This window comes from Streptomyces sp. NBC_01618 (assembly GCF_045209435.1).
Lineage (GTDB): Bacteria > Actinomycetota > Actinomycetes > Streptomycetales > Streptomycetaceae > Streptomyces.
In genome coordinates, this window is record NZ_CP109297.1 from 1,778,406 (window position 1) to 1,797,725 (window position 19,320).

The window sequence follows — 19,320 nt, forward strand, 5'->3', positions numbered from 1 at the left end:
TTGCTGGACTCCTTGAGAGGACGAGAGGGCATGCAACGGGGCTCGAACGGCGCCGCGCTGCGCCTTTCGAGCCCCGTGCTCACTTCTAGGTGCCTGCCGATCCGACGGTCAGAGCCGGCTGCCGACGAACACGGTCAGGTCGACGAGACGGTTGGAGTAGCCCCACTCGTTGTCGTACCAGCCGATGACCTTGACCTGCGTGCCCTCTGCCATGGTCAGCAGGGAGTCGAAGGTGCAGGAAGCCGGGTCCGAGACGATGTCCGAGGACACGATCGGGTCCTCGGTGTAGGCCAGCTTGCCCTTGAGCGGGCCTTCCTCGGCAGCCTTCTGGAACGCGGCGTTGACCTCGTCGCGGGTCACCTCGCGCTCCAGCGTGATGACCAGGTCGGTGACCGAACCGGTCGGGACCGGGACGCGCATCGCCATGCCGTCGAGCTTGCCCTTGAGCTGCGGGAGCACCAGAGCGGTGGCCTTGGCGGCGCCGGTCGTGGTCGGGATGATGTTCTCCGCCGCGGCGCGGGCGCGACGCAGGTCGGAGTGCGGGAAGTCCAGGATGCGCTGGTCGTTCGTGTACGCGTGAACCGTCGTCATCAGGCCCTTCACGATGCCGAAGTTCTCGTCGAGAACCTTGGCCATCGGCGCGACACAGTTGGTGGTGCAGGAGGCGTTGGAGATGACGTGGTGGCTGGCCGCGTCGTACTTGTCCTCGTTGACACCCATCACGATCGTGATGTCCTCGTTCTTGGCCGGGGCCGAGATGAGGACCTTCTTGGCACCACCCGCGAGGTGCTTCTCGGCGTCGGCCTTCTTGGTGAAGATGCCGGTCGACTCGATGACGATGTCGACGCCCAGCTCACCCCAGGGGATGTCGGCCGGGTTGCGCTCGGAGAGCACCTTGATGGTGTGCCCGTCGACGGTGATGCTGTCGGCGGTGTGACTGACCTCGGCCTTGAGACGGCCCAGGATCGTGTCGTACTTCAGAAGGTGTGCCGTGGTCGCGGTGTCGCCCAGGTCGTTGACAGCCACGATCTCGATGTCCGCACCCTGCTCCAGCAACGCGCGGAAGTAGTTACGACCGATGCGGCCAAAGCCGTTGATGCCTACGCGGATCGTCACGAACCGATCTCCTCGTTAGGTACGCGGGGTTGCCCCCGGCGAGTTGTATGAGATGTCCCCGACCGCCTCCGACCCTACCTCTCCGATGGCCACGGAGTGACATCGAGCGGGGCCGTACGAAGCGCCGAGGCCCGCACTCCGCGGTAGGAGTACGGGCCTCCGGACAACCGGCCGTACACGCAGTGGCGATTACGGAGAGTCCACACCCTCGGGAAGGCCGTGCGTTCTGGGTTCGGCCGATTTCATGGCTTTTCGCAGGTCACCCCACCAGGCCGTCGGCGAGCTCCTCGCTGAGGGTGGATTCCGTACCCGGGATGCCCAGGTCCTGGGCCCGCTTGTCGGCCATCGCCAGCAGTCGGCGGATCCGCCCGGCGACCGCGTCCTTGGTCAGCGGCGGTTCGGCGAGCGCGCCCAGCTCCTCCAGGGATGCCTGCTTGTGCTCCATGCGCAGCCGACCGGCGGCCGCGAGGTGCTCGGGCACCTCCTCGCCCAGGATCTCCAGCGCACGCCCCACCCGGGCGCCCGCGGCAACCGCGGCCCGCGCGGAACGGCGCAGGTTGGCGTCGTCGAAGTTGGCGAGCCGGTTGGCGGTGGCGCGGACCTCGCGCCGCATCCGCCGCTCCTCCCAGGCCAGCACCGCGTCGTGGGCGCCCAGCCGGGTCAGCAGCGCACCGATCGCGTCGCCGTCGCGGACGACGACCCGGTCCACTCCGCGCACCTCGCGGGCCTTCGCGGCGATGGAGAGCCTGCGGGCCGCGCCGACCAGGGCGAGCGCCGCCTCCGGGCCCGGGCAGGTCACCTCCAGCGAGGAGGAACGCCCGGGCTCCGTGAGCGAGCCATGAGCCAGGAAGGCCCCGCGCCAGGCGGCCTCGGCATCGCAGGTGGCCCCCGAGACCACCTGCGGGGGCAGCCCCCGGATGGGTCGGCCACGGCCGTCCACCAGACCGGTCTGGCGCGCCAGCTGGTCGCCGCCCGCCACTACCCGTACGACAAAGCGCGAGCCGCGCCGCAGCCCGCCGGGAGCCATGACGATCAGCTCCGAGCTGTGCCCGAAGATCTCCAGGATGTCCCGCTTCAGCCGGCGCGCCGCGCTCCCAGTGTCCAGTTCAGCCTCGATCACAATCCGGCCGCTCACCAGGTGCAGCCCACCTGCGAACCGAAGAATCGCCGAGACTTCTGCCTTCCTGCAGCAGGTCCGGGTCACGGGAAGCCGAGAGATTTCGTCCTTCACCGCGGGCGTCATCGCCATGGGCCGATCCTTCCATGCATCCGAAAAATACGGTCGTACGCGGCGGCCAACAGCTCCGGGTCATGAATCGGAACGCCGTCGGGTGAGGCCACCGGCGCCAGCTCGACCGCGGCACCGAGCCGCTTGGCGGCGTCGGCGAGGGACTCACGATCGGGCACGGCGGCTTCGTCGGCCAGCACCACGTCCATGGCGAGTTTAGGGGCGTGTCGTCCCAAAACCTCCAAATGACGCTGCGGGGAGAAGCCATCAGTTTCACCGGGTTGCGGTGCGAGGTTCAGCGAGAGGACCTTGCGGGCCTTGGTCTCGACGAGCGCGTCGAGCAGTTCCGGTACGAGCAGGTGCGGGATCACGGAGGAGAACCAGGACCCCGGGCCGAGCACCACCCAGTCGGCGTCCAGGACGGCGGCGACGGCCTCGGGAACGGCCGGCGGGTCGGACGGGACGACGTGGACGGACTGCACCTCGCCCGGGGTGAGCGCGACGGTGGCCTGGCCGCGGACCGTGTCCACGTCGTCGGGGCGGGCCGGGTCGTGTCCCCGTACGAGCGCCTGGAGCTCCAGCGGCACGGCGGACATGGGCAGCACCCGGCCGTGCGCCCCGAGGAGCTTGCCGACCAGGTCCAGGGCCTGGACGTGGTCGCCGAGCTGCTCCCACAGGGCGACGATCAGCAGGTTGCCGACCGCGTGCTCGTGCAGGTCGCCCTTGGACTGGAAGCGGTGCTGGATGACCTGGGCCCAGGTCTGGCCCCAGTCGTCGTCGCCGCACAGGGCGGCGAGCGCCTTGCGGAGGTCGCCGGGCGGCAGGACGCCGAGCTCCTCACGGAGCCGGCCGCTGGAGCCTCCGTCGTCGGCGACCGTGACCACGGCCGTGAGGTCGCCGGTGATCCGGCGGAGCGCCGCGAGCGACGCGGAAAGGCCCATGCCGCCGCCGAGGGCGACGACTTTGGGCTGCGCGCCGCGCTTGCGGGCGGACAGTGCCGAGGTGGCTCTGCGCAGCCTCCGCAGGCGCAGATTACGACTGGTCACTCGCGCCCCATGTCCCGGTGGACGAGTACCGTCTCGATGCCTTCGGTCGCGAGCCGGGCCGCGAGCTTCTCGGACATGGCGACCGAGCGGTGCTTGCCGCCCGTGCAGCCGACGGCGATCGTCACGTAGCGCTTGCCCTCGCGGCGGTACCCGGCGGCGATGAGCTGGAGCAGTTCCGTGTACTGGTTGAGGAATTCCTTGGCGCCGGGTTGATCGAAGACGTAGTCGGAGACCTCCGCGTTGAGCCCGGTGAACGGGCGCAGCTCGGGGACCCAGTGCGGGTTGGGCAGGAAGCGGCAGTCGACCACCAGGTCGGCGTCGACCGGCAGGCCGTACTTGAAGCCGAACGACATGACCGTGGCGCGCAGCTCCGGCTCCTCGTCGCCGGCGAACTGGGCGTCCATCTTGGCGCGCAGTTCGTGCACGTTGAGGCTGGAGGTGTCGATCACCAGGTCGGCGTCGCCGCGCAGCTCGCGCAGCAGGTCGCGCTCGGCGGCGATGCCGTCGACGATCCGGCCGTCGCCCTGGAGGGGGTGCGGGCGGCGGACCGACTCGAAGCGGCGGACCAGGGCGTCGTCGGAGGACTCCAGGAAGACGATCCGCCGGGTGACGTGCTTGGCCTCCAGGTCGGCGAGGGATTCGCGGAGGTTGTCGAAGAAGCGGCGGCCGCGTACGTCGACGACGACGGCGATCCGGGCCACGTTGCCCTGCGAACGGGCGCCGAGCTCGACCATGGTGGGGATCAGGGCGGGCGGCAGGTTGTCGACGACGAACCAGCCGAGGTCCTCCAGGCACTTGGCCGCGGTGCTGCGGCCCGCGCCCGACATCCCCGAGATGATCACCAGTTCGGGGATGGCCGCGGTCCCGTTGCCCGGGTCGATCGTGGTGCCCGTACTCACGTTTCCTGCTCCGTCTGCTCGGTCGGTGCTGTCGTGCTCGACTTCGTGTTCGCGCCCGACTTCGTGTTCGTGTTCGTGCTCAGTCATGTCGTGCTGCCCCCGTCGTCCTCTTCAATGATCTCTCCTGTCGCCGTGTTCACGGCGGGCGTGGCCGGGGCGGCCGAGGCCAGGGCGAGGGCCACGGATTCCGCCGTTCTACGGCCTATCCCCGGCACCTCGCAGATCTCGTCGATTGTCGCCTGCTTCAGCTTCTTCACGGAGCCGAAATGCTTGATCAACGCCTGTTTCCGGGTCTCGCCGAGGCCGGCGACGGCATCCAGGGGGCTGGAACGGATGCGCTTGGCCCGCTTGGCGCGCTGATACGTGATCGCGAAGCGGTGGGCTTCGTCGCGGACACGCTGGAGGAGGTAGAGGCCCTCGCTGGAGCGGGGCAGGACGACGGGGTCGTCGTCCTCGGGCAGCCAGACCTCTTCGAGGCGCTTGGCGAGGCCGCAGACGGCGATGTCGTCGATCCCGAGCTCGTCGAGGGCGCGCTTGGCCGCGGCGACCTGCGGCTGGCCGCCGTCGACCACGACGAGCTGCGGCGGATAGGCGAACCGCTTGGGACGACCGTCGTCCTCACGGGGCTCGGCGTCCGGATCCGGGGTGGTGCCCATGGGATCTGAGGTGGTGGCCACCGGATCGGGGGTGATGTCCATCGGATCCGGGGTGGTGCCCATCGGATCCGGGGTGATGTCCATCGGATCCGGGGTGGTGCCCATCGGATCCGGGGTGGTGCCCATCGGATCCGGGGTGGTGCCCATCGGATCGGGGGTGGTGTCCATGCCGGTGGCCGGGTCGGCCGGGGCCGTCGAGGCGGTGTGCGGTGCCGGGACGGGGCCGCTCGGGGCGGGCGTCTCCTCCCACTCCCCCGTGCGTTCCTTCTCCTGGAGATACCGCTTGAAGCGGCGGCCGATCACCTCGTGCATCGACCGGACGTCGTCCTGGCCCTCGAAGCCCTTGATCTGGAAGCGGCGGTACTCGCTCTTGCGGGCGAGACCGTCCTCGAAGACGACCATGGACGCGACCACGTCGTCGCCCTGGAGATGGGAGATGTCGAAGCACTCGATGCGCAGCGGAGCCGTGTCGAGGCCGAGCGCCTCGGCGATCTCCTCCAGGGCCCGGGAGCGGGTCGTCAGGTCGGAGGCGCGTTTGGTCTTGTGCAGCCCCAGGGCCTGCTGGGCGTTGCGCTGGACCGTCGCCATCAGGTCCTTCTTGTCGCCGCGCTGCGGGATGCGCAGGCTGACCTGGGAGCCCCGACGGCCGGCGAGCCACTGGGAGACCGCGTCGGGGTGCTCGGGGAGCGCCGGGACGAGGACCTCCTTGGGGACGGAGTCGCCCGTCTCCTCTCCGTAGAGCTGTTGCAGGGCATGCTCGACCAGGCCCGAGGTGTCGACGTTCTCGACCTTGTCGGTGACCCAGCCGCGCTGGCCGCGCACCCGGCCGCCCCGCACATGGAAGATCTGGACGGCGGCTTCGAGCTCGTCCTCCGCGACCGCTATCAGGTCCGCGTCGGTGGCGTCGGCGAGGACGACGGCGCTCTTCTCCATGGCCCGCTTGAGGGCCTCCACGTCGTCGCGGAGGCGGGCCGCCCGCTCGTACTCCATCTCTTCGGCCGCCGCCATCATGTCCTTCTCCAGGCGGCGGATGTACGTGCCGGTGCGGCCGGCCATGAAGTCGCAGAAGTCGACCGCCAGTTCGCGGTGTTCCTCGGGGCTGACCCGGCCGACGCAGGGGGCCGAGCACTTGCCGATGTAGCCGAGGAGACACGGGCGGCCGGTCCTGGCGGCGTTCTTGAAGACTCCGGCGGAGCACGTGCGCACCGGAAAGACCCGGAGCATCAGGTCGACCGTCTCACGGATCGCCCAGGCGTGCCCGTACGGACCGAAGTAGCGCACGCCCTTCTTCTTGGCTCCGCGCATGACCTGGACGCGCGGGAATTCCTCGTTGAGCGTGACCGCGAGATACGGATAGCTCTTGTCGTCGCGGTACTTGACGTTGAACCGGGGGTCGAACTCCTTGATCCAGGAGTACTCCAGCTGGAGCGCCTCGACCTCCGTGGAGACGACGGTCCACTCGACGGAGGCGGCCGTGGTGACCATCGTGCGCGTACGGGGGTGGAGACTGGCCAGGTCCTGGAAGTAGTTGGCCAGTCGCTGGCGCAGGCTCTTCGCCTTCCCGACGTAGATCACCCGGCGGTGCTCGTCGCGGAATTTGTAGACCCCCGGGGAGTCGGGGATCTGTCCCGGCTTGGGGCGGTAGCTGGAGGGGTCTGCCATGTCTCCCACCCTACTTGCGGGCAGTGACAGTGCGGCCTGTCCGGCCGTGGTGCCGTGCTCCGGGGCGCGGTTGAGGGAGCGCGCCCCCGAGCACGGGTCAGGGGGTGCCGCCGCCGGTCACGGGGTTTCCCGATGGCGGCAGGAGTCGCAGCATGTGGTGCGCGCGCACCAGGACGGCATCGGTCACCACCTGGTGGAGCAGGGGCCAGCAACAGGTGAACCCGTCCTCCGCGCGCCGTCAGGCGTCGGGACCCGCGACGAGCTTTCCGCCCTCGATCCTGACCGGGACGGAGGGCAGCGGCACGGTCGCCGGGCCATGCGTCACCTTGCCGGTCGTCGTGTCGAAGAGGCTGCCGTGGCAGGGGCAGTTCCCGACGTTGTCCTCGACCTTGTCCAGCAGGCAACCCGCGTGGGTGCACTGGGCACTGAACGCCTTGTACTGGCCCTTGGCCGGGCAGCTGACGACGACCCGCTGTTCGCGGTAGAGCTTGGATCCGCCGACCGGAACCTCTTCCGGCACACCGAGTTCGACGGGGGCGGTCGGCGTCGGCGTCTCGGCGTGGCCGAGCTTCGACTCGGTCGAGCAGGCGGCCACTCCCAGCCCGGCGGCGCCGGCGAGAGCGGCGCCCTTCAGCACGGTACGGCGGGTGGTGGGCTGGCCGGGCATGCGGTCTCCACTGGTCAGAGGGGGCAGGGTGCAGAGGATTACCGGTCGACTGGGGCACCACGCGGACCGGAGGTACCGCGGGTATCAGAGCCATCGGTGACAGAACCGACGATACCGGCGGAGATCGGGGACCCGGCGGCCGGGCTGCCCAAGGCCCGTTGTGCCTGGTCAGATGGGGTGGAGTGGGGTGGCCGGATCGGGGCGTGTGGGTGTTCCGGGGTACGGGGGTGTGGGCGTTCCGGCGTACGGCGTGTGCGGGTGGCGCAGCCGCCGTGCGCCGGGCGCCGGGCGCACACGCTGCGCGCCGAGAGCTTCGGTGAGGGGCAGGGACCGTACCGGCGGAAGGTCCCCCGTATCGACAGAGGTGGCGGCCCCCGGGCTTCGGGGGCCGCCACCTGAACGCGCGGGGCCATCAGGACTGGCGCGCGGACAATCAGGCCTTGCGCGTGCGGCTCGCCTTCTTCGCCTCGGGCTTCTTCGCGGCGGCCGTCCTGTCGGTCCTGGCCGTGGCCGACTTGGCGGCCTGGCCCGCGCTCGTCCTGGCCGTGGCCGTCTTCCTGGCCGGAGTCGACTTCGCGGCGACCGCCTTCTTCGCCACCACCTTCCGCGCCGGCTTGCGGGCCGCCGGCACCGCGGCTTCGCTCACCCGGTCCGGGTCCAGGATGCCCTGGAGGAACTTGCCTGTGTGGCTGGCCGGAACCCCGGCGACCTGCTCCGGGGTTCCCTCGGCGACGACGAAACCGCCGCCGTTGCCCCCTTCGGGGCCCATGTCGATGACCCAGTCCGCGGTCTTGATCACGTCGAGGTTGTGCTCGATGACGATCACCGAGTTGCCCTTGTCGACCAGCCCGGAGAGCACCTTGATGAGCTTGCTGATGTCCTCGAAGTGCAGACCCGTGGTCGGCTCGTCCAGGACGTAGACCGTCCGGCCGGTGGAGCGCTTCTGGAGCTCGCTCGCGAGCTTCACACGCTGTGCCTCGCCGCCGGAGAGCGTCGGCGCGGACTGGCCGAGCCTGACGTACCCGAGGCCGACCTCGTGGAGCGTACGGAGGTGGCGGGCGATCGTCGGGACGGCCTCGAAGAACTCCAGGCCCTCCTCGATCGGCATGTCCAGCACCTCGGCGATGGACTTGCCCTTGTAGTGGACCTCCAGGGTCTCCCGGTTGTAGCGCGCTCCGTGGCAGACCTCGCACGGGACATACACATCCGGCAGGAAGTTCATCTCGATCTTGATCGTGCCGTCGCCGGAGCAGTTCTCGCAGCGGCCGCCCTTGACGTTGAAGGAGAAGCGGCCCGGCAGATAGCCGCGCACCTTCGCCTCCATCGTCTCGGCGAACAGCTTGCGGACGTGGTCGAAGACGCCGGTGTACGTGGCCGGGTTGGACCGGGGCGTGCGGCCGATGGGCGACTGGTCGACGTGCACCACCTTGTCGACCTGGTCGTCGCCGGCGACCCGGGTGTGCCGGCCGGGGACCGACTTGGCGCCGTTCAGCTCGCGTGCCAGGTGGGTGTAGAGGATGTCGTTGACCAGCGTCGACTTTCCGGAACCCGAGACGCCCGTAACGGCCGTGAGCAAGCCGAGCGGGAAGGAGACGTCGATGTCCTGGAGGTTGTTCTCCCGGGCACCGTGCACCGTGAGGCTGCGCGTCGGGTCGACGGGGCGCCGGATGTCGGGCATCACGATCGACTTCTTGCCGGTCAGGTACTGGCCGGTGATCGACTCGCCGTTGCCCAGCAGCTCCTGGAGCGATCCGGAGTGGACCACCTTGCCGCCGTGCTCACCGGCGCCGGGGCCGATGTCGACGACCCAGTCGGCGACCTTGATGGTGTCCTCGTCGTGCTCGACGACGATGAGCGTGTTACCCATGTCACGGAGCCGGACCAGGGTCTCGATCAGCCGGTGGTTGTCCCGCTGGTGCAGGCCGATGGACGGCTCGTCCAGCACGTACAGCACGCCGACCAGACCGGAGCCGATCTGGGTGGCCAGCCGGATGCGCTGGGCCTCGCCGCCGGACAGGGTGCCCGCCGCACGGTTGAGCGAGAGGTAGTCGAGGCCGACGTCGACCAGGAACCTCAGCCGCTCGTTGACCTCCTTCAACACCCGTTCGGCGATCTTCTTGTCGCGCGCGTTCAGCTTCATCCGGCCGAGGAACTCGGCGCACTCGCTGATCGACATCGCGGAGACCTCGGCGATGGACTTCTCCATCACCGTGACCGCGAGGACGATCGGCTTGAGCCTGGTGCCCTCACAGGTCGGGCAGGGCACCTCGCGCATGTAGCCCTCGAAGCGCTCCCGGCTGGAGTCGCTCTCGGCCTCGGAGTGCCGCCGCTTGACGAACTGCACCGCCCCCTCGAAGGCGGGCGTGGTGTAGGCGCGCTCGCGCCCGTACCGGTTGCGGTAACGGACCTCGGTCTGGATCTTGTGGCCGAAGAGCAGGGCCTTCTTGGCACGCTGCGGCAGCCCGGCCCACGGGATGTCCGTACGGAATCCGAGGGCCTCGGCGAGGGCGCCGATCAGCCGGCCGAAGTACTCCTTGGTGTGGCCGTGCGACCAGGGGTGGATCGCGCCCTCGTCGAGCGACCTCTCCTCGTCGGGGACGATCAGCTCCGGGTCGACCTCCATGCGCGTACCGATGCCCGTGCAGTCGGGGCAGGCACCGAAGGGCGAGTTGAAGGAGAAGGAGCGCGGCTCCAACTCCTCGAAGGAGAGGTCGTCGTACGGGCAGTAGAGGTGCTCGGAGTACATCCGCTCACGCTCGGGGTCGTCCTCGGGGAGGTCGACGAAGTCGAGCACGACCATGCCGCCGGAGAGCCCGAGTGCGGTCTCGACCGAGTCGGTCAGCCGGCGCTTGGCGCTGTCCTTCACCGTGAGCCGGTCGATGACCACCTCGATGGTGTGCTTCTCCTGCTTCTTCAGCTTGGGCGGCTCGGAGAGCTGGATGGTCTCGCCGTCGACCCGGGCCCTGCTGTATCCCTTGGTCTGCAGATCGGCGAAGAGGTCCACGAACTCGCCCTTGCGCTCGCGCACCAGCGGCGAGAGCACCTGGAAACGGCTGCCCTCGGGCAGGCCGAGCACCTTGTCGACGATGGCCTGCGGCGACTGGCGCGAGATGGGCCGGCCGCACTCCGGGCAGTGCGGCTTGCCGATCCGGGCGAAGAGCAGCCGGAGGTAGTCGTAGACCTCGGTGATGGTGCCGACCGTCGAGCGCGGGTTGCGCGAGGTCGACTTCTGGTCGATGGAGACGGCGGGCGAGAGACCCTCGATGAAATCGACGTCCGGCTTGTCCATCTGGCCGAGGAACTGACGGGCGTACGAGGAGAGGGACTCCACGTAGCGCCGCTGGCCCTCGGCGAAGATCGTGTCGAACGCGAGAGACGACTTACCCGACCCGGAAAGCCCGGTGAAGACGATGAGGGAGTCGCGGGGGAGGTCGAGCGAGACGTTCTTGAGGTTGTGCTCGCGAGCGCCACGGACGATGAGACGGTCGGCCACGCCGGTCCGCACCTTTCTGGAGAGAAATGGGGGAACTGAGCCGCTGTCCCAGGGTACGGGGGGCGCCACAGCGATGTACGAAGGTTTCACCTCCGAGCGTATAGCACGCGCATTCGATTTACGGACGGCTGCTGACTCCTTCACCCGATTGAGTGGCGGAGCTAGGCTCGGCATCATGATTGATCACGCGCACGACCTGGACGCCCTACATGAAGCGACCGAGCGGCTGCTCAGCGCCACCGAGAAACTGGACGATGCCGCGCTCGCCCAGCCGTCGCGATTGCCGGGCTGGAGCCGGGGCCATGTCGTTGCGCACCTCTCTCGTAACGCCGACGCGATCGTAAATGTTCTCCAGGGCCGCCCCATGTACGCAGACAGCGAAACCCGCGACCGCGACATCGAGCGCGACGCGTCCCGGCCGAGGGCCGAGCAACTGGCCGACCTGGCCGGGAGCGCGGCCCGCTTCATGGATGCCGCCTCGGCCCCGGCGGACTGGTCCCGCACGGTCACGCTGCGCAACGGCGTGACGGACTCGGCCTCCCGGATTCCCTTCCGCCGTCGCGTCGAGGTCGAGCTGCACCATGTCGACCTGGGCATCGGCTACGAGCTGGAGGATCTTCCCGAAGAGTTCGTCGGCCGGGAGATCGACTTCCTCGCCGAGCGGTTCGACCGGCATCCGAAGGTCGTGTCCATCGGCGCGACCGCTGACGACGGCCGGTCCTGGACCACGGGCGGCGGCGCGGAAGGCAACCCTGTCGTGGTCCGCGCCACGGCCCCCGAGCTGCTCGGCTGGCTCTGCGGACGCCGCGACGGGTCGGCGCTGACCGTCGAAGGCGGCCCCCTCCCCGTACTGCCCCCGCTATAGGCTGAGTCGTATGACGTACAAGGGAGCGGTCAAGGTCGGCGGACGTGCGGACGTACACGAGTTGACGGACCTGATGATCTCCAAGGTCGCCGTCGGCCCGATGAACAACAACGCCTATCTGCTGCGCTGCCGGGCCACCGGCGAGCAGCTCCTGATCGACGCGGCCAACGAGGCCGGGACCCTGCTGCGGCTGATCGGCGACGACGGCATCGCCTCCGTCGTCACCACCCATCGGCACGGCGACCACTGGCAGGCGCTCGGCGAGGTGGTGGCGGCCACCGGCGCGCGTACGTTCGCCGGGCGGTACGACGCCGAGGGCATCCCGGTCCCGACCGATGTCCTGGTCGACGACGAAGACACGATCCGGGTGGGCCGGGTCGGTCTGACCGCCCGTCATCTCGTCGGTCACACCCCGGGCTCCATCGCGCTGATCTACGACGACCCGCACGGCGCCCCGCACCTGTTCACCGGGGACTGCCTCTTCCCGGGCGGTCCTGGGAGGACAACACTTCCGAAGGACTTCGACTCGCTGATGAACGACATCGAGGCGAAGCTCTTCGACCAGTTGCCGGACGAGACGTGGGTCTACCCGGGCCACGGCCATGACACCACACTCGGTGCGGAACGCCCGCACCTAACGGAGTGGAGAGCCCGGGGCTGGTAAACCGGAACTCGCACAAGCGGGGCCGCCCTGAAAGGGGCCGGCCCCGCTTTGGTGTTCCCGCACCGCGCACACAGCGCCATAAAAGTGGCGGCCGCAGATCCTCGTACCGCCTAACCGGCCACCCCACCTAGCTGGAACGTCTGCCCCTCCACCAGCCCGTACAGAGGGGCCAGGTATGGCACAGGGCCCGCACCGTGGCAGGTGCGGGCCCTCGAGGACGCTTCTCCCTGGGGGAGCCGGGCGAATTCAAATGCCGCTGGCGTCGATCAGCCAGTACCGGCCGCGACAGACGGTGATGTTCGCAGGGCCGAGATCGACCACACCGGCCTGCGGGTGTGCGGCACGCGGCACGGTGCCGTCGTTTGGCAGGTACGGCATCGCCAGGACTGGAAACTCTGTGTCGCTGCTGCCAGGTGTCGAGTGAGGAACAGTCCACAGCGTGGTGGGCGGGGCGTAGCCGTACCCCTGGGCACGGAGGCCGCGGAGGGTGCGATGCTCTCGACGGTTGCGGCCTCTCTGCGTCTCGACCTTGTAGACGATGGTCCGGTCCGGGTTCAGGAAGACGTCCCGGTGCGAGCCCACGCCGACCGGTGACCAGCCTGCCGGGTAGTCGTCGTACGGGCTGAAATCCGGGTCCCAGAAGGCCGCAGTCTCCGCCTCGGCGAAGGAGCCGACGACAGGGTGAGGCAGGGGTCCGCGCTGCGTCCGCAGCACGAGACGGAGCCCCGGAATCGGTATCGTCCCGCCAGGGTGGATTACCGGCAGGACGTCCTCGGCACCCGACGAGTCCCATACGCGGACCACGTAAGCGTGGCCCCACACACCAGTGCCCGTATGGGGCGGGAGCCGGTCGACGGTATAGGTCTCGCCATCGCCAAGGTCACCGGTAATGACGCCGTACACGCCCCAATCCGCGGATGGCTCGATGTACTGCACGGTCGTCCCTCGCTGGAACATCAGACGCCGGCCGCCTCGTCGTCGCCCAGCTCGACCAGTGCGAGCACGGCCGCGTGCTGCTCTGGGCTGAAGCCGAGCGGCCGGGCCCGGCCGCTGTCGACGTCGCCCCGGTACAGGTTGTGCTGCCCGTCGGCGTAGGCACGCAGGAGCGCCCGGGCCTCGTCCACGGGGACGTCCAGGGCGGCCGACACCTGCGACCAGGTGGCGCCGAGGAGTAGCGCCTGGCGGATCTCGTATCCGCGCCCGTGCTCGATGTCGCGGCGGATCCGCTCCCGCAGTGCGAGGACGGCCAGGGCGTCCCCGGCGCTGCCGCGCTCCACCGGGTGCGGGTAGTCCGCCAGCAAGTTGTTGTTGATCAGCCGGTCGGCGTGCTCGGTGTGCTTCTCGATCAGCCGGGGCAGCGGCGTCGCCCCGGGGATGTCACCGGGGCGACGGACATCGAGGGCCGTCCAGGTCCAGCGGGCGTACTCGTCTGCGGTCATCAGGTCGTCCTTCTGCTGGTGGTGTGGCTGGTCGGTGGTCACAGGCCGATACCGACCAGCGGACTGTTCTTCACGCGGTCGACGTCGTCCATGTACCGGGCGAGGACGCGGGAGCCGTCGACCCATCCGCCCGCGCGGGCGATCTCCAGCGGGTCGTGTCCGGCGGCCCGGGCGGCGGTGGCGAAGCCGCGGCGCAGGGAGTGCCCGGACCAGTCGCCGGTGAGGTCGGCGGCGACGGCCAGGCGCTCGATCACCTCGGCGGCGGCCTCCGCCGTCATCCGCCCGGCCGGGTCGCCGATCGTGCGGCCGCCCCGGGTCATCGGCGCGGCCAGGCGGTCCCACCGGTCGACGCGGAGGAACACGGGGCCCTCGGTGCGCCCGGTGGCCGCGAGGGCGGCGAGGTAGGCGCGCAGCGCGCGGACGGGGCAAGTGTCCGGGTCGGTGCCGTACAGCACGGCGTTCGTGGTGTGCTTGCGGACCTTCTTGCGGTACACGGTCACGTCGTAGCCGTGCTCCGTCTCCACGGCGGCGGCGAGGTCCAGGGCGACCAGCTCGGAGACGCGGGCCGCCGTGGCGAAGCCGAGCAGCACCAGGGCGGCGTTCCGCTTCCCGGCGAGGGTGGCCCGGTCGACCCCGGCGAGCATGGCGCGGATCTGCGTGGGCAGGGCCGCCGTCGCCTGCTTCGGCTGCGCGGCCGCCGCCTTCTCCTCCGCGAGCCGGTCCTTGTAGGCGTTGAGGACGGCCCGGGCGCCGCGCATGGTCGGCTTCGGGCGCCCCTGCTCCTCGTGCCAGGACGTCACGGCGGACATGGCCCGCTCGATGGTCGACGGCCCGGCCGGCGCCTTGGTCCGCTTCCGGGGCGTCACGGTCAGGTGCCGCACCCACTCCGCCATCGTCTCGCCGGACGCGGGGATGTCCGTGCGGCCCTGCTCCGCGCACCAGGCGGCGAACGCCTTGCGGTCCGTTGCGTACGCCCGGCGCGTGGAGGCGGCGACGCTCTCCTTGATGGCGGCGACGGTCTGGGGGGAGAGGTGCCGGTCCCGGTCTGTGTGGACGGCCACCTCGGCGCCGGTTGCGTCGTCGTCCACCAGCTCCGCGTCGACGACGTCGGCGGCCGTGACGACGGCCAACTGACGGGCAGTTGCGCTCATGTGGTCCTCCCTCATTTCTGGCTCTAGAGAAGGAACATTATCAAGAGCCAGGTACGCAAAGGACCACAACAGACCGAAGCGGACCGCCACATCGCCCGGCGGCGCAACGGTAGTCACCGGCCGAGGTGCGCTTCGGTGTCGTGCTCCTGACGACATCGCCGTCCGCGGCTTGCTGCAACCGATCGTGCTCGACGCTGAAGGCCGCGTGCTCGATGGGCGGAACAGGCTTGCCGCGTGCGAGCTCGCCAGCGTCAAGCCGCAGTTCACGACGTACGCCGGCGACGACCCCGATGGCTACGCCCTCGCCGTCAACATCGCCCGACGCCACCTCACCAAGGGACAGCGGGCAATGGTGGCGGCCAAGGCTGTCCAGTTTCTGGACACCGGGAGCGTTCGGAAGGCGGCAGCCGAGAACGAGGTGAGCAAGAGCCGCGTCTCGCAAGCGTGCGTTGTTGCGGACCACGCGCCCGACCTGGCTGACACCGTGGTGACGGGCGCGGTGGGCCTCGATGAGGCTTACCGGATCGCTCGGGAGCGCAAGCAGGCGGCGGAGTCCACCGAGTCGGCCATGGTGCGGCTGCGTGGGGAGGCCGCGGACCTGGCGGATCAGGCCGCGGAATCCGGGTTTGCGGCCTGCCGCTGTCGGCGCTGCCGGTACGCCTTCTGCCGGCACTTCGGGGAGCAGTACCAACCATCGGAGCGCGGCGGGACGAAGAAGGTTCCGCAAGTGGCACAGGAGCGCCCGCGGCGGCGGGCTCGCCTTGCGCGCCGGGCGGCGTTCACCTGGTCGGCGCGGTGATCGGTGCAGCAGTAGATACGGGTGCGGGCGATGTGGAAGCCGTAGACCTTCCTGCCACAGGAGCACACGCCTACGAAGCCGCCCGGCATCCGGTACGGCTCGCAGTCCAGGCAGACGGGCACGGTGGTGCCGGCGAACGGGATGCGGGAGCGATAGACCTCGGCTCCGAGGTCCACGGCGCACAGTCCGCACCACAGGCCGTGCCGGGCGGCGGCCCGCGCGATGACCTGCCGCGGCTCCACCACGCTGTACATCTGGCGTAGAAGTGCGGCGAGCTGCGGATCCTTCTCCGACACAGACCGGACCCACTCGGCGGTTTCCAGCGTTCGCCGACGTGCCTCGATCCTGGCCCATGCCATGCGCGTTACGGCTGTCGGCCCAGGCAAGTTGCCGGAAGCATGCTGCGTTACGGCTGACGGTTCGTTCAAGTTGGAACACCTCCGGCGTTACGGGTGCTGGTGCGCGAATCTTTTGTCAGGGGACCAGGACGGGCCTCACATCAGGCGCCCAGGTCCCTCGTCGGCGAGGTCGTCCAGGAGCGCGGCAAGCTCGTCGACGTCGACGGCGGCCGCGTCCTCCAACTCGGTCCAGTCCTCGGCGCCGGTGGCGGATCGACCGGTTCAATTTGAACCACGACCACGCGAGGAGGTCCCGGCCTCGAGCTCGTGCGTGAGATCGCTTGCCGTCACAGGAGACCGAGCCCGTCCAGGAGCGCGGACATCGAGTCGTCGCCGGGGCTGTCCGCGCAGCGCTGGGCTGAGAGCGCGGCTTCGACGGACGTGCGCAGCGATGAGGCGGCCGCGATGTATCCGGGGCTCCTCCGCTCGACGGCCCGGGCGAGGACGACGGCGAGCTCCCGGTGCATGAGTGCCTTGGGGTCGTCGACTTCGGCCAGCACGGTACGGACGGCCGTGACGATCGCGCCGTCCTGCGCGGACCCTGTGGCGGTCGGGTCGTCCAGGGCTGCGGCGAGGATGCCGGTAGTCGTGGCGGCGAGCGTCTGGCCGCGCCGTTCGGCGAGGTCTCGGAGCTGGTCGTGGACGTAGGGCGGGACGCGGCAGGTAACGACGTGAGTGGGCATCAGGAGCCTTCCGGTGAAGGGGACGCGTTCGGTGGGGGCTGTATACGGGCGCCACGGCTCTGACCAGGGCAGGGGCGTAGCGCTACGGGAGCGGCGCAGGCTCGGATGTGTCAGCGTTCTGCCAGATTTCCGCAGGGTCGACGGGTGCGGGCTCCGCTGTGAGCGCGTCCAGGTCGGCGTACGGGACGGCCAGTTCGTGGAGGTCGGGGAGCGGGATGAGGAGGTCGGTGTGGTCGATGTTGTCCGTGGGGGCGTCCGGTACCCGGCGGGGGCGTCGGCGTACGGGGCGCGGTGCCTCCTGCTCCAGGGGTGGGAGGTGGGCGAGGGTGTGGGCCAGGGGGCTGGAGAGCGGGACTTCGCCGGACCGCAGGAGCAGGAGGGCGCCGATCGTGGCCCGCTGGTGTGCGGTCTCCGGCTTCACGTGGAGGTGTCGGGCCATGCGGTGGTAGCTGTGCCCGGCGGCGGCGAGGAGCGCGACCGTGCGCATGTGGTCCAGGAGGAGCGCGGTCCGGGAGCCGGGGCGGGCGGCCGGGACGTCGGGGGACGAGGTGAGGGCAAGCATCGGGAGTGTCCCTTCAGGGGAGTGGGGCGAGGGCGGGCAGCTTCCCCGGTGGCTGGGTGCTGCCCGCCGTGGCGTCAGGTGGGCGTGACGCGGGACCGGTTGAACTCGTCTTCTCGCTGCTCCAGGTCGGCGGCCGCCCGGTCGAAGGTTTCGGCGGGGAGCCACCCGAACGGGACGTCGGGCGCGGGGGTCCCGACGGGGGCGTCGTGCCACGCGGTGATGCGGTGCCGGCGTGCGACGTTCTGCAGCCACCCCTGACGGAATCCGCTCTCGGTCCAGTGGCGGCCGAGCTGGAGACGGGCGGCGACAGCTGACGCGGCGCGTACCCAGGTACTGGAGCCGCGTGGCTGGAGCGTCCAGCAGGGCGGGCACAGGTGGCCGGTCACGTGGATGTCGGACCGTAGCGGGCCCTCGGTGGTGCCGCAGAGCCAGCAGCGGACGGTGTTGGCGGTCCGCGCGTAGGGGACGAGGGTCATGCGGAGCTCCCGACGGAGGTGTGGTGGTGGTCGATGACGGCGGCCGCGGCCTGCCAGTCGGGGACGGCGCCAGGGACCAGGACGAGGAGGCCCGGGTGCCGTTCGGCGAGGACGCCCGCAGCGACGGCCGCGGCAAGGTAGCGGGCGGCGGTCGTCTCACTCGTGGCGGAGGCGTGCGCGATGGTGCCCACGGGGACGGGGCGGCCGCTGCTGTCGCGCAGGGCCCCGAACGGGTCGGCCAGGCGGTGGGCGGCGTACAGGGCGGCGAGGAACCGGCAGCGCCGCAGCGGGGCGGGCATGCCTGGCGCCCACTGGTGACGCAGGACGGTGACGAAGGTGTCGGGGATGGGGCCGGCCGGGGGCGGCGGGGGCTGGTGGTCGGGCATGGGGACGTCCCGGTGCTCGTACTGACGCCCGGCCCAAAACCAGCGGCGTGCCCGGGCGGCGGCGCGGTAGCCGGCATCGCCTCGGGGTGGTGCGTGTGCGACCGGTCAGGCGGTCGCGGTGGTGTCCTGCTGCGAGGTCGGGGCGGTCAGTCGCCGTTCGACCTCGGAACGGTGGATACGGACGCGGTGACCGGTCGGTCCCAGGCGGCGGACGTGCATCTGCGGGTCGGTGCTGATCCATCGCGAGACGGTGACCACGTGGACCTGGAGGGCGGCGGCCACCTGGGCCCGGGTCAGCCACTCGGGACCGTCGTCGGCGGTGCCCATGGCGATCTCCTTCGTTTGATTGTGCGCGGGTGCAGCGGGCTGTAGCGGAGAGCAACGGGCCGCAGCAAGGAGCGGGACCATATCTGATCCGGCGTGATCGCGCGTGAAACGCAAAAAAGGCCGCCCCCGGTCTGCCTCGGGTGAGGCAGACCGGGGGCGGCTGGTGGCGACGTTGTGCGCGGGACGCGTACGGGAGTTACTCAGTGCTGGCGCTGGGTTGCATGGCAGGGGCAGCCGCACCGAAGCGCGAGCAGAATTCCGCCGCCGTGGGGAAGGGGCACGTCTTTCGTCTGCTGACACAGCCTGTGCACGTCGTTGTATCCGGGGCGCGCCGCAAGCGTGCACTCTGCGGACAGCGGCGGCCGGTCGGTGGCGGGGGCCGTCATGACACGTCCTCGTCGGCCAGGCTGCTGGCCAACCGGTCGTAGTGGTCGCATAGGGCGTTGACGGACCGAGCCAGCCTCATCGCAACGGACATGCGCCCAGGTGGGTTGTCGCCGCCCCTGAGCCGTACCCGCATGCGGGCCTCGCCCGCACAGGCCAGGGCGCAGGCCCTCGGTACGTTGTCCTTCGGCAGGCCGAGGGTCATCGCCTCGATGATGGGGATGAGCAGCTGCAGGTGGCCGTACAGTGCCAGCCGCAGCGTCTCCAGCTGCTCGGGGTCGATCGGCTTGGCGTGCTCGGCGAGCAGCCGGTGGGTCGTGGTGCGCATGGTGGCGATGTCGGGTGGGGCCTGATCGAGCTCTGCCCGTGCGACGGATGGGGCGGTACGGTGCGGCATGTCGGCTCCTGCCAGTCGGCCT

General features: G+C 70.2%; 19 protein-coding genes. 3 read left to right on the forward strand and 16 right to left on the reverse strand.

Translation table 11 applies throughout. From position 1 onward, the window contains the following. Nucleotides 1-108: 108 nt before the first annotated feature. From gap to uvrA, 7 genes are all read right to left on the reverse strand, one after another. Nucleotides 109-1,116 (reverse strand): type I glyceraldehyde-3-phosphate dehydrogenase, encoded by a 1,008-nt coding sequence (gene gap / locus OH735_RS08410; RefSeq protein WP_406380763.1) that lies wholly within the window; start codon nucleotides 1,114-1,116, stop codon nucleotides 109-111. Nucleotides 1,117-1,375: 259 nt separating this feature from the next. Further along, a complete protein-coding gene (gene whiA, locus OH735_RS08415; RefSeq protein ID WP_389990053.1) occupies nucleotides 1,376-2,365 on the reverse strand; it encodes a DNA-binding protein WhiA in 990 nt (329 codons plus the stop codon). Further along, the gene (yvcK, locus tag OH735_RS08420) at nucleotides 2,356-3,390 is read right to left on the reverse strand and encodes a uridine diphosphate-N-acetylglucosamine-binding protein YvcK (RefSeq protein WP_406380764.1); all 1,035 of its coding nucleotides are present in this window, start codon (nucleotides 3,388-3,390) and stop codon (nucleotides 2,356-2,358) included. The genes whiA and yvcK overlap by 10 nt, the downstream gene beginning before the upstream one ends. Then, nucleotides 3,387-4,376 carry an RNase adapter RapZ gene (gene rapZ, locus OH735_RS08425; protein ID WP_406380765.1) on the reverse strand — a complete coding sequence of 330 codons (990 nt, stop codon included), beginning with the start codon at nucleotides 4,374-4,376 and terminating at the stop codon, nucleotides 3,387-3,389. Before rapZ ends, yvcK begins: the two co-directional genes overlap by 4 nt. Then, nucleotides 4,373-6,607: an excinuclease ABC subunit UvrC gene (gene uvrC, locus OH735_RS08430; RefSeq protein ID WP_406380766.1), complete on the reverse strand. Its 2,235-nt coding sequence runs from the start codon at nucleotides 6,605-6,607 to the stop codon at nucleotides 4,373-4,375. Before uvrC ends, rapZ begins: the two co-directional genes overlap by 4 nt. 238 nt (nucleotides 6,608-6,845) lie before the next feature. Further along, nucleotides 6,846-7,274, reverse strand: coding sequence for a Rieske (2Fe-2S) protein (locus tag OH735_RS08435; protein ID WP_406380767.1), 429 nt, complete (start codon nucleotides 7,272-7,274; stop codon nucleotides 6,846-6,848). 433 nt (nucleotides 7,275-7,707) lie between these two features. After that, entirely contained in the window at nucleotides 7,708-10,767 is a 3,060-nt protein-coding gene (gene uvrA, locus OH735_RS08440) for an excinuclease ABC subunit UvrA (protein WP_406380768.1), read from the reverse strand. Nucleotides 10,768-10,942: 175 nt separating this feature from the next. On the opposite strand from uvrA, the gene OH735_RS08445 reads away from it, so the two are divergent. Both OH735_RS08445 and OH735_RS08450 read left to right on the forward strand, forming a co-directional pair. Continuing rightward, the gene (locus OH735_RS08445) at nucleotides 10,943-11,632 is read left to right on the forward strand and encodes a maleylpyruvate isomerase family mycothiol-dependent enzyme (protein ID WP_406380769.1); all 690 of its coding nucleotides are present in this window, start codon (nucleotides 10,943-10,945) and stop codon (nucleotides 11,630-11,632) included. A gap of 10 nt (nucleotides 11,633-11,642) precedes the next feature. Beyond that, the gene (locus OH735_RS08450) at nucleotides 11,643-12,296 is read left to right on the forward strand and encodes an MBL fold metallo-hydrolase (RefSeq protein WP_406380770.1); all 654 of its coding nucleotides are present in this window, start codon (nucleotides 11,643-11,645) and stop codon (nucleotides 12,294-12,296) included. A 246-nt stretch (nucleotides 12,297-12,542) separates the two neighbouring features. On the opposite strand, the gene OH735_RS08455 is transcribed toward OH735_RS08450, so the two are convergent. Genes OH735_RS08455 through OH735_RS08465 form a run of 3 tightly spaced genes read right to left on the reverse strand, consistent with a single transcriptional unit; the run spans nucleotide 12,543 to nucleotide 14,886 of the window. Beyond that, entirely contained in the window at nucleotides 12,543-13,232 is a 690-nt protein-coding gene (locus tag OH735_RS08455; RefSeq protein ID WP_406380771.1) for a hypothetical protein, read from the reverse strand. A gap of 20 nt (nucleotides 13,233-13,252) precedes the next feature. Beyond that, complete coding sequence (locus OH735_RS08460) at nucleotides 13,253-13,735, reverse strand: hypothetical protein (RefSeq protein WP_406380772.1); 483 nt, start codon at nucleotides 13,733-13,735, stop codon at nucleotides 13,253-13,255. Between the two features lie 38 nt (nucleotides 13,736-13,773). Continuing rightward, on the reverse strand, nucleotides 13,774-14,886 hold the full coding sequence (locus tag OH735_RS08465; protein ID WP_406380773.1) for a tyrosine-type recombinase/integrase: 1,113 nt from the start codon (nucleotides 14,884-14,886) through the stop codon (nucleotides 13,774-13,776). Between the two features lie 169 nt (nucleotides 14,887-15,055). Here OH735_RS08465 and OH735_RS08470 point away from each other — a divergent pair, with 169 nt between their 5' ends. Next, nucleotides 15,056-15,685 carry a hypothetical protein gene (locus OH735_RS08470; protein WP_406380774.1) on the forward strand — a complete coding sequence of 210 codons (630 nt, stop codon included), beginning with the start codon at nucleotides 15,056-15,058 and terminating at the stop codon, nucleotides 15,683-15,685. 685 nt (nucleotides 15,686-16,370) lie between these two features. On the opposite strand, the gene OH735_RS08475 is transcribed toward OH735_RS08470, so the two are convergent. From OH735_RS08475 to OH735_RS08500, 6 genes are all read right to left on the reverse strand, one after another. After that, a complete protein-coding gene (locus tag OH735_RS08475) occupies nucleotides 16,371-16,766 on the reverse strand; it encodes a hypothetical protein (RefSeq protein WP_406380775.1) in 396 nt (131 codons plus the stop codon). 82 nt (nucleotides 16,767-16,848) lie between these two features. After that, nucleotides 16,849-17,328: a hypothetical protein gene (locus tag OH735_RS08480; protein ID WP_406380776.1), complete on the reverse strand. Its 480-nt coding sequence runs from the start codon at nucleotides 17,326-17,328 to the stop codon at nucleotides 16,849-16,851. 74 nt (nucleotides 17,329-17,402) lie between these two features. Beyond that, nucleotides 17,403-17,804 (reverse strand): hypothetical protein, encoded by a 402-nt coding sequence (locus OH735_RS08485; protein WP_406380777.1) that lies wholly within the window; start codon nucleotides 17,802-17,804, stop codon nucleotides 17,403-17,405. Then, complete coding sequence (locus OH735_RS08490) at nucleotides 17,801-18,190, reverse strand: hypothetical protein (RefSeq protein WP_406380778.1); 390 nt, start codon at nucleotides 18,188-18,190, stop codon at nucleotides 17,801-17,803. Before OH735_RS08490 ends, OH735_RS08485 begins: the two co-directional genes overlap by 4 nt. 105 nt (nucleotides 18,191-18,295) lie before the next feature. Then, complete coding sequence (locus OH735_RS08495) at nucleotides 18,296-18,517, reverse strand: helix-turn-helix domain-containing protein (RefSeq protein WP_406380779.1); 222 nt, start codon at nucleotides 18,515-18,517, stop codon at nucleotides 18,296-18,298. A 382-nt stretch (nucleotides 18,518-18,899) separates the two neighbouring features. After that, nucleotides 18,900-19,298, reverse strand: coding sequence for a DUF6415 family natural product biosynthesis protein (locus tag OH735_RS08500; RefSeq protein ID WP_406380780.1), 399 nt, complete (start codon nucleotides 19,296-19,298; stop codon nucleotides 18,900-18,902). Nucleotides 19,299-19,320: the final 22 nt, after the last annotated feature.

What these genes read in the sequence shown, in the direction of transcription:
- whiA (WP_389990053.1), bottom strand. Translation starts at nt 2,365, where the DNA reads ATGGCGATGACGCCCGCGGTGAAGGACGAAATCTCTCGGCTTCCCGTG.
- rapZ (WP_406380765.1), bottom strand. Translation starts at nt 4,376, where the DNA reads ATGACTGAGCACGAACACGAACACGAAGTCGGGCGCGAACACGAAGTC.
- uvrC (WP_406380766.1), bottom strand. Translation starts at nt 6,607, where the DNA reads ATGGCAGACCCCTCCAGCTACCGCCCCAAGCCGGGACAGATCCCCGAC.
- OH735_RS08435 (WP_406380767.1), bottom strand. Translation starts at nt 7,274, where the DNA reads ATGCCCGGCCAGCCCACCACCCGCCGTACCGTGCTGAAGGGCGCCGCT.
- OH735_RS08445 (WP_406380769.1), top strand. Translation starts at nt 10,943, where the DNA reads ATGATTGATCACGCGCACGACCTGGACGCCCTACATGAAGCGACCGAG.
- OH735_RS08450 (WP_406380770.1), top strand. Translation starts at nt 11,643, where the DNA reads ATGACGTACAAGGGAGCGGTCAAGGTCGGCGGACGTGCGGACGTACAC.
- OH735_RS08460 (WP_406380772.1), bottom strand. Translation starts at nt 13,735, where the DNA reads ATGACCGCAGACGAGTACGCCCGCTGGACCTGGACGGCCCTCGATGTC.
- OH735_RS08465 (WP_406380773.1), bottom strand. Translation starts at nt 14,886, where the DNA reads ATGAGCGCAACTGCCCGTCAGTTGGCCGTCGTCACGGCCGCCGACGTC.
- OH735_RS08475 (WP_406380775.1), bottom strand. Translation starts at nt 16,766, where the DNA reads ATGCCCACTCACGTCGTTACCTGCCGCGTCCCGCCCTACGTCCACGAC.
- OH735_RS08480 (WP_406380776.1), bottom strand. Translation starts at nt 17,328, where the DNA reads ATGCTTGCCCTCACCTCGTCCCCCGACGTCCCGGCCGCCCGCCCCGGC.
- OH735_RS08485 (WP_406380777.1), bottom strand. Translation starts at nt 17,804, where the DNA reads ATGACCCTCGTCCCCTACGCGCGGACCGCCAACACCGTCCGCTGCTGG.
- OH735_RS08490 (WP_406380778.1), bottom strand. Translation starts at nt 18,190, where the DNA reads ATGCCCGACCACCAGCCCCCGCCGCCCCCGGCCGGCCCCATCCCCGAC.
- OH735_RS08495 (WP_406380779.1), bottom strand. Translation starts at nt 18,517, where the DNA reads ATGGGCACCGCCGACGACGGTCCCGAGTGGCTGACCCGGGCCCAGGTG.
- OH735_RS08500 (WP_406380780.1), bottom strand. Translation starts at nt 19,298, where the DNA reads ATGCCGCACCGTACCGCCCCATCCGTCGCACGGGCAGAGCTCGATCAG.